Below are 13,719 nucleotides of genomic sequence, written 5' to 3' on the forward strand. Positions count from 1 at the left end.
TATTAATGACCACCTAAATAGGCTTTTCTCACTTCTTCACTCGTTTGTAAATCATGAGCTGAACCAGAAAGAACCACTTTTCCAGTTTCGATAACATAGCCCCGACTTGCGACTGACAAAGCCATATTTGCATTTTGTTCCACTAACAGAACTGTTGTACCATCACGATTAATATCCTCAATTACTTGGAAAATTGTTTTTACCATTAATGGAGCAAGCCCCATCGATGGCTCATCTAGTAGAACAAGCTTCGGCTTCGCCATAATCGCTCGACCCATAGCTAACATTTGCTGTTCTCCACCAGATAAAGTTCCAGAATGCTGTTTTTTACGTTCTAATAATCTCGGGAAAATATCATACACCTTTTGCATATCTGCATGAATTCCAGCCTTATCTTTACGTAAAAATGCACCTAATTCAAGATTTTCTTCTACTGTTAAATTAGCAAAAACTCGTCTTCCTTCTGGTACATGAGAAATTCCAGCTTTAACAATTGCTTGTGCCTGTTTACCAGCAATTGATTTATCCATGAATTCTATTTTCCCTTTTTTAGGTTTTAATAGACCGGATAGAGTTTTTAATAATGTACTTTTTCCTGCCCCATTCGCTCCGATTAAGGTAACAATTTCACCTTCATTAACTTCTATGGATACATCTCTTAACGCTTGAATATTACCGTAAAATACATCTATATTTTCTACTTTAAGCATTGTCATCGTGAACTTCCTCCCCTAAATAAGCCTCAATAACCTTAGGATTGTTTCGGATCTCTTCTGGTGATCCTTCTGCAAGAAGCTGACCATGATCTAGTACATAAATCCTTTCACAAACACCCATAACTAAATTCATATCATGTTCGATTAACAATATAGTCAAGTCGAATTTTTCACGAATAAAACCAATTAAATCCATCAAATCTTTCGTTTCTTGGGGATTCATACCGGCTGCTGGTTCATCCAATAACAATAGTTTAGGTCCAGCAGCAAGCGCTCGGGCAATTTCTAATCTTCGTTGTTGCCCATAAGGTAAATTTTTGGCCAACTCATCCTTGTACTTATCTAAACTGAAAATCTTTAGAAACTCAATTGACTTTTCTTCCATTTCTAGTTCACCTTTAAAATGAGAAGGGAGACGCAAAACAGAACTTAAGATAGAATGAGTTGCAAGTGAATGATAGGCAACTTTTACATTATCTAAAACAGACAATTCGTTGAATAAACGAATATTTTGGAAAGTACGACTAATTCCTTTTCTAGTAACTTTATATGGTGCTAACCCATTGATCCGTTTTCCTTCAAAAAGGATATCTCCTTCAGTAGGTACATAAACACCTGTAAGTAAATTAAAGCTCGTTGTTTTGCCGGCACCATTCGGCCCAATTAATCCAACAAGTTCACCTTGATTTAGAACTATATTTAAATTTTGGACAGCCTTTAAACCACCAAATTGTATTCCAGCATTTTTAACTTCTAACAAAGGCTTATTTTCCATTTTGACCGCCTCCTTTTGGCGTTCTCCAAAGCTTGAAATAATCCGTAATTTCCATTGTACCCATTAATCCTTTTGGACGATACAACATGACGATGATTAAAACAAGACTATAAATAATCATACGAGTCTCAGGATACCCTTGTAAATATGTAGAGACAACCGTTAGTAATATTGCCGAAAGTACTGCCCCTGATAAACTTCCCAAACCGCCAAGTACGACGAATATTAATATATCAAAAGACTTTAAGAACCCAAATTGACCTGGTTGGATAATATAGAAATTATGTGAAAAAAGTGCTCCTGCCACACCAGCAAAGAACGAACCGATTGCAAAAGCAACAACCTTGTAATAGGTTGTGTTGATACCCATTGCATCAGATGCTATTTCGTTCTCACGGACAGAAATCGCTGCAATACCATGACGTGAATTGGTGAAATTAACGATTACTAAAATTGTGATAAATAAACAAACAAATGCGTATGTCCACGTAGTCAATTTAGAAACCTGCATACCAGCTGCTCCGCCAACATAATCAATATTTAAAAATACTATACGAATAATTTCAGCAAAACCAAGTGTTGCAATTGCTAGGTAATCCCCTTTTAAACGCAAACTCGGAATACCAACTATCAATCCAGCTACAGCAGCTACTAAACCACCTACAATGATCGCTACAATGAACGGAAGATCTAGTTTCATTGTGATGATTGCAGATATATAGGCACCTACTGCTAAAAATCCTGCATGACCAATAGAAAATTGTCCAGTAATCCCAATAACTAAATGTAGGCTTACAGCTAAAATAATGTTAATGGCAATAAATATGAGTGTATTTGAATAAAATTGATTCAACATTCCATTAGTAATGAGTACTTGAACAACAATATATATTAACAAGGCACCCACTACAAAAGGCCAAAATTGTTTAGACTTTTTCATAACTATATACCACCTACACTTTCTCTCGTGTATTTTTACCAAAGATACCAGATGGTCTAAAGATTAGGATTAAAATTAAGATTACAAATGCGACAGCATCTCTCCACAAAGAGAATCCTAGTGCACTTACAATTGTCTCAACAACTCCAAGTAATAGCCCACCTACCATCGCCCCGGGAATAATCCCTATCCCACCTAATACAGCTGCGATAAATGCTTTCACACCTGGAATAACACCCATTAGAGGGTCTATCTTTGTATAATATACACCGAAAACAACACCTGCAGCTCCAGCTAATGCTGATCCAATAGCGAATGTTGCTGAAATAGTATTATCCACGTTAATCCCCATTAGTTTTGCAGCTTCTGTATCATGCGAAACAGCACGCATTGCTTTCCCGGTTTTCGTTTTATGTACAATAAATTGAAGAAGAATCATTAATACAACAGAAACAGATAGAATTAGAATAGATTGAATACTAATTTGCGCCCCCAAAAATTCAAATGATTTGTTTGAAAACACATCTGGATAAGCTTCAGGCTGAGCACCTCTAATATAAATAACTCCGTATTCGATTAATAGCGAAACACCAATTGCTGTAATAAGCGCGGCAATTCTTGTTGCATTACGAAGTCGCTTGTAGGCGATACGCTCAATGATTACCCCAAATAATGCACAGGCTGTCATTGAAATGATAAGTGCGGGAAAAAATCCTAAGCCAAATACAGTAATCGAGTAAAAACCAATAAATGAGCCTACCATGAATACATCACCATGTGCAAAATTGATCAATTTAATAATCCCATATACCATCGTATAACCGAGGGCAATAAGTGCATATATACTTCCGAGTGAAATACCGTTAATTAATTGTTGGATCCATTCCATAAAGTTTCACCCCTTATACTTTCTTTCATATACTCTTGAATAAATTATCAATTAGTAAAGCATTTATAGTTCCCTAAGAAATGAAGAAAAGGGAGGATATCATTCCCCCCGTTTTAGTTTAGCCTTAAGGATTTACTTTCGTATTAAACACTTGTTTACCATCTATGAATTCAAGAATTGTCGCAGATTTAATCGGATGATGATTTTCGTCAACTGTGTATAAACCAGTTACTAGTTCAAGATCTTTTGTAGCTGCTAAAGCTTCTTGAATTTTAGCTCCATCAGTCGAACCAGCACGTTCAATCGCATCTTTTAACAGGTAAACTGTATCGTACCCAAGTGCATTAAATGAATTTGGCGCTTCGCCATATTTTGCTTCGTATTTATCTGCAAATTCTTTTGCTTTACCATCTGGATCTTCTGCAGAGTAATGATTAATGATATACGTATTATTTAATGCTTCCGCACCAGCTAGCTCAACAATTGTTGGAGAATCCCAACCATCTGCGCCCATTAATGGTACAGTGATTCCTAATTCTCTTGCTTGTTTTACGATTAATCCCACTTCTTCATAATATCCTGGGATAAATACGAAATCAGGATTAGCAGATTTAATACGAGTTAATGTTGAACGGAAGTCATTATCTTTTGCAACATAAGACTCTTCTGAAACAATTTTCCCACCCGCTGCTTCAAAATCTGCAATGAATGATTCCGCAAGACCTTTTGCATAATCACTTGCATTATCAGCATATACTGCTGCTGTTTTTACTTTTAGTTCTTGAGTTGCAAAGTTTGCTGCTACTGTTCCTTGGAAAGGATCAATAAATGATGTACGGAATGTAAATTCATTTACAGAACCATCTTCAGCAACTGTAACTGTTGGACTTGTACCTGAAGGTGTGATTATAGGTGTTTTGCTGTCTAAAGCAATTTGGACTTGTGCTACTGTGTTTCCACTTGTTGCAGCTCCAATAATTGCCGATACATTATCTTGGCTTGTTAGCTTGATTGCAGCATTTGTTGCTTCAGATGCATCTGATTTATTGTCTACTTTTACTGGTACGATTTCTTTTCCATCAATACCACCTGCAGCATTAATCTCTTCAATAGCTAAATCAATTCCATCTGCTTCTGAAGAACCATATGATGCCACTGGACCTGATAGTTCAAGGTTAAGACCAATTTTGATTGTATCTCCACCTTCACTACTCGTGCTTTCATCATCCCCACCAGAACAACCTGCTAGAATACCTGTTAATAATGTTGTTGCAAGAAAAAGTGATGCAAATTTCTTTGTCTTCATAAATAATCCCCCTAATTTTAATTGAAAATTCTGACTTCATGAGTTATACTACTCTTTTTTCTATTTTATAGAGAGTAAACTATCAAAACTATCAATTTGTTATATGACTCCTTTATTGTAAAACAAACTTCAAATTCAGTCTATACCAATAATTCCCTTAATTCAAAATGTTCTAACATTAATTCAGGATAACATAATATTTCCGGTTGAAAATCTACTTATATCAACGATTCTAAGTTTATTTAAATATAAAAAAAATTTCAAAAAACATATAATAGTAACAGTTTTTTACGGTATGTAGGAAAAGCAGCGAGAAAATTTTACTGTATATGACTGTATATACAGTTATCTGGGTATTATCCAACTACTCTTTTTTACTTTTTCTTGATAGTTCTATATACTTTAAATCAGTTCGATATCCGTAATAAAAGGGAGAGATAGAAATGGTTAAAAACTTACCCAATCGTTCAGAAGTTCCAATTGAAGAAACTTGGAGTTTGACAGATTTGTTTGCAATAGAAAAAGATTTCGATGCCGCTTTAGAAGGCATTAAGAATGAAGTAACTTCTTTTGTGGACAATCACAAAGGCAAAATAGACAGCGCTTCTACTATTAATGATGCGTTAAAAACTTATGCATCTATTTATGAGAAAATTGTACCTGTTGGAACCTATGCTAGTTTGTCATTAAGTACTGATCAAACAAATACGGAAGCTCAAATGAGAGCTAGCAAATTTGGATCTTTATCCGCAAAAATAAGCAGTCAATTATCTTTTATCAATAGTGAACTGGTTACTCTTTCTAGCGAAGTTATTCAAGAAGCAATCCAACTATCTCCTGAATACGAACATTATTTAACTAAATTACTTATCAAAAAGCAATATCAACTCCATCCAGAAGTAGAAAAAACACTTGCTGCTTTCTCCACTACTTTTAATGCCCCTTACAAACTTTACGGTACGACTAAAATGGTTGATCTATCGTTCGACAATTTTGAAGTAGATGGCAAGTCGTATCCATTAAGTTATGTATCTTTTGAAAATGATTGGGAAGGTGAAACAGATACCGCTATTCGCAGAACTGCTTTTCATGCCTTTTCTTCTAAATTAAAAGAATATCAGCATACTACTGCAGTAACATATGACATGCATCTGCAAATAGAAAAAACGAATGCTGATTTGCGAGGGTATGATTCTATTTTTGATTATTTACTACTTGATCAAGAAGTAGATCGCTCCTTATACAACCGTCAGATTGATTTAATCACGAAGGAGCTCGCACCACATATGCGAAAGTATGCAAAACTCCTTCAAAAAGAACATGGACTAGACAAAATGACGTTCGCTGATTTAAAAATTTCACTGGATCCAACCTACGAGCCAAAAATAACTGTCGAGGAATCGAAGAAATATATTAAAGATGCACTAGGTGTTATGGGCGAGGAATACTTAGGAATGGTTGACCGAGCTTATGATGAACGCTGGATTGACTTTGCACAAAATAAAGGGAAATCTACTGGCGCATTTTGCTCAAGCCCATATGGACATCATCCGTATATCCTTATTTCATGGTCAAGCAAAATGAATGAAGTTTTCGTTCTTGCACACGAACTCGGTCATGCCGGTCACTTCTACCATTCAAATAAAGAACAGAATATCTTTAATGCTCGACCATCCCTTTACTTTATCGAGGCTCCGTCCACTATGAATGAAATGCTTGTCGCAAATCATTTATTGAAAAACTCAAATGATCCAAAATTTAAACGTTGGGTAATTTCTTCTATTGTAGCAAGAACGTATTATCATAATTTTGTTACACATTTACTCGAAGCTGCTTATCAACGAAAAGTATATGAACGAATTGATCAAGGTTTAACTGTAAATGCAGACATTTTAAATGAATATAAAAGAGAGGTTTTGGAAGATTTCTGGGGAGATTCTGTTGAAATTAATGAAGGTGCAGAATTGACTTGGATGCGCCAACCGCATTATTACATGGGATTATACCCTTATACGTACAGTGCAGGTTTAACGATATCTACGCAAGTTTCGAGACGAATACTTTCTGAAGGCCAAACAGCTGTAGATGAATGGATTGACGTATTAAAAGCTGGTGGGACCAAATCTCCCGCAGAACTTGCTCAAATGGCTGGTGTCGATATTACAACTGAAGAACCTTTACGAGATACAATTTCCTATATTGGTTCATTAATCGATGAATTAATTGCACTTACAGATGAAATAAATCAAAACTAAGAAAAGCGGAACCCCCTATTACTGCGCAAGGCAGCAAATGGGGAATCGCAAGGGGCTTAGACTAAAAAGAGTAGGCACATGAATTTCATGTGCCTACTCTTTTCTATTATTCAGATTAGCTTTGTTTTGTTGCTATTGGTCGTTTTACAAAAAATGCCAATACTAAAGCTACGACAGTTACAATTGTTGCGATCAAGAATGTGTAGTTAATTCCTTCTAGCATAGCTTGTATACCTAGTTGCGCTTTGAATTGTGCAAGTGCATCTACTGTTGTAGGAACAACTCCCGCTTTTGTAGCCTCTGTAAATAATTTTTCCGCAACATTATCCATTCTTGCATTCATAATTGTCAAGAAAATTGCAGTACCAATTGCTCCCGAAACTTGTTGTAATGTATTATTCATCGCAGTACCATGAGGATTTAAATTCATCGGCAACTGATTTAACCCATTTGTCATAATAGGCATCATGACCATTGACATACCGAACATTCTAACTGTATATATTGCCATAATATAGAAATAGTCTGATTCCATACCCAAATTACTCATCATATATGTTCCAATTGTCATAATAACCAGACCAGTCATTGCTAATATTCGAGCCCCGTATTTATCGAATAGTTTCCCTGTGATTGGTGACATAATTCCCATCGCTAAAGCCCCTGGTAACATTAATAACCCAGAATCCATAGGAGAAATCCCTCTAATTGATTGTACATATAATGGTGTTAATATCATTCCAGAAAACATTGCTGCTGAAACTACGATTGAAATAACCGAAGATAATGCGAACATGGGATATTTATAAATACGCATATCCAACATTGGCTCTTCTAATTTTAATTGTCTTAAGACAAACCAGATTAACGAAAGAACACCAATAATAATTGTCCCATAAACGATTGGAGCATCCCATCCTTTGGCCCCTGCCGAACTAAATCCGTATAGAAGACCGCCAAAACCAATACTTGATAATACAAGTGAAAATACATCTAATTTCGCTTTACTATTTGGTGTTATATTACGGAATTTAAATATAGCTAATAGTAAAACGATGATTGCCAATGGAAGAATAATTTCAAATAACGCTCTCCAATCATAATGTTCTATGATGAATCCTGACAAAGTTGGTCCAATTGCTGGAGCTGAGATCATTACGAGTCCGAACATCCCCATTGCTGCTCCGCGACGTTCAATTGGGAAAGCAGTTAACATAACATTCATAAGTAGCGGCATCATCATAGCCGAACCTGCTGCTTGAATCATTCGCGCTAGGATTAAAACCCAAAATTCTGGTGCAATTATAGCTAAAAAAGTACCTAATGAGAATAAAATCATTGCTGTTATAAATAATTTTCTATTTGTAAATCGTTGTACAAAAAAAGCACTTGCTGGTATTAAAATACCATTCACTAACATATACCCAGTGGTTAACCACTGTACCGTTGATGCTGGTACATCAAATTCAACCATAATTGTAGGTAATGCTACGTTTAATAACGTATTGTTTAAAAATGCAATGAATGCTCCTACAAATAAGATTGCAATCATCGCGTAAGGTGGTTTTTTTTGCAATTCGTTCATTTAATTATTTCCTCCTGTATATATCATTATCTATATATTATTTACACAACTAGTTTACTACTTTGACTATTTTATACGCATAGTACAAAAAATGCAAACTTGTAAACCGCTTACATCGAAAGATACTTGATTTTGTTATATATAGAGGGTAATATGAAATTATACTAATGGTCTAAAAGGTGATGAATTTAATGCTTAACAAAAAACGCAAAGTACTAATAGCTGCACAACATCTGTTTATTGAAAAAGGTTTCACTGACACATCAGTACAAGACATTATTGATGAAGCAAAGATCTCAAAAGGAACTTTTTATAACTATTTTTCTTCTAAAAACGAATGTGTCATCGAAATACTTGAAAATGCAAGAGAAGAAACTGCCTTGAAAAGAAGAGAATTATTAGTGTACCAAGATATTTCAGATCAACGAATTTTAATTGAGCAAATTTCCATACGAATGAAAATATATCGCGATCGTAATCTAATGCCCATATTTGTCGCTATTTTTCAAGCACAGGATTCCGGTTTGAGTGAATTTATAAAAAAAAATCACTATGAAGAAATAAAATGGCTTGCAGAGCGTTTAGTGGATGTGTTTGGTAAACAAACGAAAAAGGTTTCCTTGGACTGTGCAGTATTAATGCTTGGTATGATACAACAAATACAGCACCCGTGGACGTTAAAATCGAAGCAAATAAGTATGGAAGAATTAGTTGGATTTATAATGAGACGAGTGGAATCCATGATTGATAGTATGATTGATACGAATGACTCACTAATTGACCCACACCGATTTGAAAATTTCTATGAAGACGTTGAAATTACAAAGAAACATGTACTGGATCAACTTAAATCTTTTAAACAACAGTACTTGGATGAACTAAAAGAAAACGAACTCCAACATATCGAGTTTATATTAGAAGAGCTTTCCTTAAAGAAACCTCGAAAGTATATATTGGAGGCAGTTATACATTCATTTTCAGATACGTTTAAAAAAACTTCTTACCATAAACAATTAACAGAAGTCACTGCTAATGTTTGGAAACTAATTGATGAAACTTATTAAATCGGAGGAAATTCCCATGGACGATCGAATTATTCAACAGTATAAAGAGGATGAATATATAATGATTCAGCTTTTTGTTCAGTGGTGTATGAATCATGATCTAAATCCAACTGAATTATATGATTTAGCTTACCCGGGACAAATGAAAAATGAAGCCCTTCTCCAGGCCATGGAAGATTCGGAAAAAGGTAGTCTAGAAGTAGATACAGAAACAGTACTACATGTATTACAATTATTTGGTAATGATGATTTAGCGTTTATTGTATCTGAGAAAGCTACTCAAATAAAATAAAAGAAATCACCTGTCAGAGGACAAGTGATTTCTTTTTTGAAATAATTACTCTTCTTCTATATGCATTAAGGAAGATTCCAGTAATAATTCCTGGCTATTGATACGGGCGCCTTCCGTTTCTTTGTAATAATAGTTTCCTGTGGCATCTTGCATTCTACCTTTTGCCGTATCTTTTAATTGTAAATCTAATATCTCCATAATACGCATCTTAATAGAAGGAGATAAGATAGGAAACAAAATTTCCACTCGCTTGATCATATTCCTGGTCATCATATCCGCTGAGGAAAGATAAAGTCTAGATGACCCGTTACGATTGAACCAATATATACGTGTATGCTCAAGTAACTTACCTACGATACTTAATACTGTAATATTTTCACTTACTCCTGGAATTTGTGGTCTTAAGCAACAAATTCCTCGTACTAATAACTCAATTTTTACACCAGCTGAAGATGCTTCATACAATTTAGATATTAAGTCTTTATCTGTTAACGAATTCATCTTTAACTTTATATGTCCATTACCGTATATTTTATGATATTCTATTTCTTCATCTATCAAATATAAAAATTTATCTCTGATATCAAATGGAGAAACGAATAACTTTTGGTAATCGGGTTTTTCTGTATACCCACTTAAGTAGTTAAAGAACTGAGTCGCATCTGAACCAATCTTTTTGTTTGTCGTAATAATTCCCATATCTGTATAAATTCGTGCAGTTTGGTCATTGTAGTTTCCAGTGCCTAAATGGACGAACTGCTCGATACGGTTATTTTTTCTCCGCACTACTAATGTTATTTTAGAATGCGTTTTTAAATTATGCATACCATAAATTACTAGGCACCCTGCTTTTTCTAATTCTTTTGCCCAATGAACATTTTTTTCTTCATCAAAACGGGCTTTTAACTCCACTAAAACGGTTACTTGTTTTCCATTTTCCGCTGCCCTTTTTAGCGCAAGTATAATAGGCGAGTTACCGCTAACTCTATATAAAGTTTGCTTGATTGCAAGAACACTTGGATCATCCGCAGCTTTTTCAACAAAGTCAATAATAGGTTGGAAAGATTCATATGGATGATGGAAAAACAAATCTTGTTTTAAAGCTTTAGCATAGATATCCTCATCATCTGCTAAATCTGCCGGTGGTTGTGGTATAAATGGCGTGTAAAATAAATGATCATACTTTCCTTCAAATGCCTTAATAAAAGAAAATAAGAATGTAGTATCTAGTGGACCTTCAACTTTAAATACATCATTACGGTGTATTTCTAATTCATCTAATAAGTAATTTAATATTTTGGGTTTAATTTCTGCCGCTTTTACTTCTAATCTACTAACCGCTCCCCACTTACGTTTTTTCAACTCTTTTTCAATTTCAATAAGTAAGTCACGAGCACCTTCTTCGTGAATCGTTAAATCTGCATTTCGAGTAATTCGGAAAGGGTTTGCATATTTCACATGATATCCATGGAAAAGTTTATGGATATTTTCCACAATGACATCTTCTAATAAAACGCCAGCAAAAGAGCCATCAGTTGTAGAAATCTCTATAAACCTTTTTATTACGGATGGAACTTGAACTATAGCAATTTTCGTCTGCTCCATATCATTATTCTTCCTATCCTCTACCATAACTAATAAATTCATTGTTTTGCTTAACAAAATTGGAAATGGACGATAAGCATCTACTGCTATTGGCGTAAGTACCGGGAAAATTTCTTCTTCAAATTTAGTATCTAATTCTTGTTTTTGCTCATTCGTTAATTGATTGTATCGTAGTAAAGAAATACCCTCTTTAGGTAACTGTACATCGATTAATTCTTTGTAAATGTTCATTTGTCTCGCAACAAGTTCTTTTGTCATAATAGATATTTGCTTTAGCTGTTCTTTTGGTGTCATTCCAGCTTTGTTTTCAGGCTTATTAAAACCAGCTCGCACTTGGTCTTGAAGTCCAGCGACACGTACCATAAAAAATTCATCTAAATTGGAACTGAATATTGCTAGAAACTTTAGTCTTTCAAGCATTGGATTGGATGGATCTTCTGCCTCTTCTAAAACTCGTTTATTAAATGCTAACCAACTTATTTCTCGATTATTATAATATGCATAATCATCAAACTGATGGTCCACCTCTTTAACTTCATTCATTTATAGTCTCCTCCATATCAAATTCAATTATTACTTCACTCGTAGAGATTTTCTCCACATGTTTTTTAAATTTTTCTGCATGATATTTTTCGAGCAAATAATTTTCAAAAACATGAAAAGTAATATTTATTGTTTCCTCGCATCTTTTTAATGTAACGGTGCGAATATTAGATTTACCTAGAACGTCAATTCCATGTACAAACTTAATAAGTGCACCAATATCTCTTAGTTGATGATACTCTTCTTCCGGAATTATATTCGGGTAGGTATCAACATACTTTTTAAATGTATTTCTATTTTTAAAGGAAGCTAGTAATGCTAATCTTAAACGTTCCTTATTAGAAAGCCCGTCTATTGTTATATTCGTTAACAAATAAAATGTATGTTGACTACTACCATCTCGGTCGATATGTTCTCCAATGTGGAATAGTTGATATGCATATTGTAAAAATGCTTCATTTTCTAATGGTTCAATATAACCCCATTCACAAAATTGGGTGTAGATTGGATAAAAGATGTCGTACAAATGAAGTGCGCTTTCTTCCATTACACCAAATTTACCTAGCACTTGCCTAATGGCTTTCGAAGTTACTTCAGACACATTAAAGTTTGTAGGGAATAATTCCATGAGTTGGGTAATGATAATACCTTCCCTTAGTCCCTTTTTACTGTATGAAAATGTAGTGGAATCAATTACATCCATAAAAACACGAAAAGTTTCTAGTGCAGGTAAGATAATATCAGCACGATCACTTGATAGACCATCAATTTTTTTTAAGTCCTCTAGCGAACATGCAGCAAATCCCTCACTTATTTCAGCTAAATCCTTTCGTTTTAATTCATATTGATGTGTTCCATTAAGCCCGAAATTTTTTCGTTGCTGATCTACTTGGACAATATTTCGTGCGCTACCCCCAATTGCTATTATTGGGACCTGTAAATCTTTCAACCATTCTAATGATTCAAATTGGTCTTGGATAAATTTTCTAAGATTTTTAATTTCTTGAGATGTTATCATGGAGCCCTTTATAAATTTACTTTTTAGCGAAACTGCACCGAAAGGAAAACTATGAGAATAAATTAGTTTCTTATTTTCAAAATAAGTTACCTCGGTACTTCCTCCACCCATGTCAATCGTTACCGCCGTATGTATATTGGTCGTGTGAGTTACTGCCAAGTATCCAAAATAGGCCTCTTGGTCTGTCGATAAAACCATAAGTTGAAAGCCAATTTCTTTTTCTACAAGTGCAACAATCTCTTCTCGGTTACTTGCTTGTCTAATAGCTGCTGTAGCTGCTGCAAAAACATCATCTACTTGAATAGCTAAAAGAATCTCTTTAAATTTCTTTAATGTTTCGATCAAAACAATAATTCCATCTTCACTTAATTCTCCATTTTGTTGAATATACATACTGAGTCTTGCAACCATTTTGAAGTTATGGTGTTCTACTAATCCATTTGAAGGACTATAACTATAAACGACAAGTCGGATAGTGTTTGAACCTATATCTATAATTGCTTTTTTATCGGTTTTTATTGTCATTATTATTCCTCTACTCCTCTATTTTAAAACTATTTAGCCGTCTAAATTGTAAAGTATTTGTAAATTTAGTATTGGAAACATAAAATTTTTATTCCAGGCTTATATTATACATGAATGTTTTAAGCGGATTTAAGTATTTTTTCAGAATTTTTTACCTTTTATAAAATAATTCATGTACAATATTGAGGAGATTAGAGGAGGTGATA

11 protein-coding genes are annotated in these 13,719 nt (G+C 34.4%); 3 read left to right on the forward strand and 8 right to left on the reverse strand.

Annotated features, from left to right (window positions below; genetic code table 11):
- Positions 1-2: 2 nt before the first annotated feature.
- The 5 genes from C7437_RS03570 to C7437_RS03590 form a co-directional block, all read right to left on the reverse strand.
- On the reverse strand, positions 3-710 hold the full coding sequence (locus C7437_RS03570) for an ABC transporter ATP-binding protein (RefSeq protein WP_111438983.1): 708 nt from the start codon (positions 708-710) through the stop codon (positions 3-5).
- Complete coding sequence (locus C7437_RS03575) at positions 703-1,491, reverse strand: ABC transporter ATP-binding protein (protein WP_111438253.1); 789 nt, start codon at positions 1,489-1,491, stop codon at positions 703-705. Before C7437_RS03575 ends, C7437_RS03570 begins: the two co-directional genes overlap by 8 nt.
- Positions 1,481-2,431 (reverse strand): branched-chain amino acid ABC transporter permease, encoded by a 951-nt coding sequence (locus C7437_RS03580; protein ID WP_111438254.1) that lies wholly within the window; start codon positions 2,429-2,431, stop codon positions 1,481-1,483. Before C7437_RS03580 ends, C7437_RS03575 begins: the two co-directional genes overlap by 11 nt.
- Positions 2,432-2,444: 13 nt before the next feature.
- On the reverse strand, positions 2,445-3,320 hold the full coding sequence (locus C7437_RS03585) for a branched-chain amino acid ABC transporter permease (protein ID WP_111438255.1): 876 nt from the start codon (positions 3,318-3,320) through the stop codon (positions 2,445-2,447).
- 124 nt (positions 3,321-3,444) lie between these two features.
- Positions 3,445-4,626 (reverse strand): ABC transporter substrate-binding protein, encoded by a 1,182-nt coding sequence (locus C7437_RS03590; protein ID WP_111438256.1) that lies wholly within the window; start codon positions 4,624-4,626, stop codon positions 3,445-3,447.
- Positions 4,627-5,069: 443 nt separating this feature from the next.
- Here C7437_RS03590 and pepF point away from each other — a divergent pair, with 443 nt between their 5' ends.
- A complete protein-coding gene (pepF, locus tag C7437_RS03595; protein WP_111438257.1) occupies positions 5,070-6,881 on the forward strand; it encodes an oligoendopeptidase F in 1,812 nt (603 codons plus the stop codon).
- 115 nt (positions 6,882-6,996) lie between these two features.
- Here pepF and C7437_RS03600 read toward each other — a convergent pair whose 3' ends face one another.
- Complete coding sequence (locus C7437_RS03600) at positions 6,997-8,466, reverse strand: DHA2 family efflux MFS transporter permease subunit (protein WP_111438258.1); 1,470 nt, start codon at positions 8,464-8,466, stop codon at positions 6,997-6,999.
- Between the two features lie 191 nt (positions 8,467-8,657).
- Between C7437_RS03600 and C7437_RS03605 the strand changes: the two genes are divergently transcribed.
- Both C7437_RS03605 and C7437_RS03610 read left to right on the forward strand, forming a co-directional pair.
- Positions 8,658-9,530 (forward strand): TetR/AcrR family transcriptional regulator, encoded by an 873-nt coding sequence (locus tag C7437_RS03605; protein ID WP_170122302.1) that lies wholly within the window; start codon positions 8,658-8,660, stop codon positions 9,528-9,530.
- 16 nt (positions 9,531-9,546) lie between these two features.
- On the forward strand, positions 9,547-9,822 hold the full coding sequence (locus C7437_RS03610) for a hypothetical protein (protein WP_111438984.1): 276 nt from the start codon (positions 9,547-9,549) through the stop codon (positions 9,820-9,822).
- 45 nt (positions 9,823-9,867) lie between these two features.
- Here the strand turns inward: C7437_RS03610 and C7437_RS03615 are convergent, their stop codons facing one another.
- Positions 9,868-11,970 (reverse strand): RNA degradosome polyphosphate kinase, encoded by a 2,103-nt coding sequence (locus C7437_RS03615; RefSeq protein ID WP_111438260.1) that lies wholly within the window; start codon positions 11,968-11,970, stop codon positions 9,868-9,870.
- Positions 11,963-13,513 (reverse strand): Ppx/GppA family phosphatase, encoded by a 1,551-nt coding sequence (locus C7437_RS03620; RefSeq protein ID WP_111438261.1) that lies wholly within the window; start codon positions 13,511-13,513, stop codon positions 11,963-11,965. The genes C7437_RS03615 and C7437_RS03620 overlap by 8 nt, the downstream gene beginning before the upstream one ends.
- Positions 13,514-13,719: the final 206 nt, after the last annotated feature.

Origin of the sequence: Psychrobacillus insolitus (genome assembly GCF_003254155.1) — a bacterium.
Lineage (GTDB): Bacteria > Bacillota > Bacilli > Bacillales_A > Planococcaceae > Psychrobacillus > Psychrobacillus insolitus.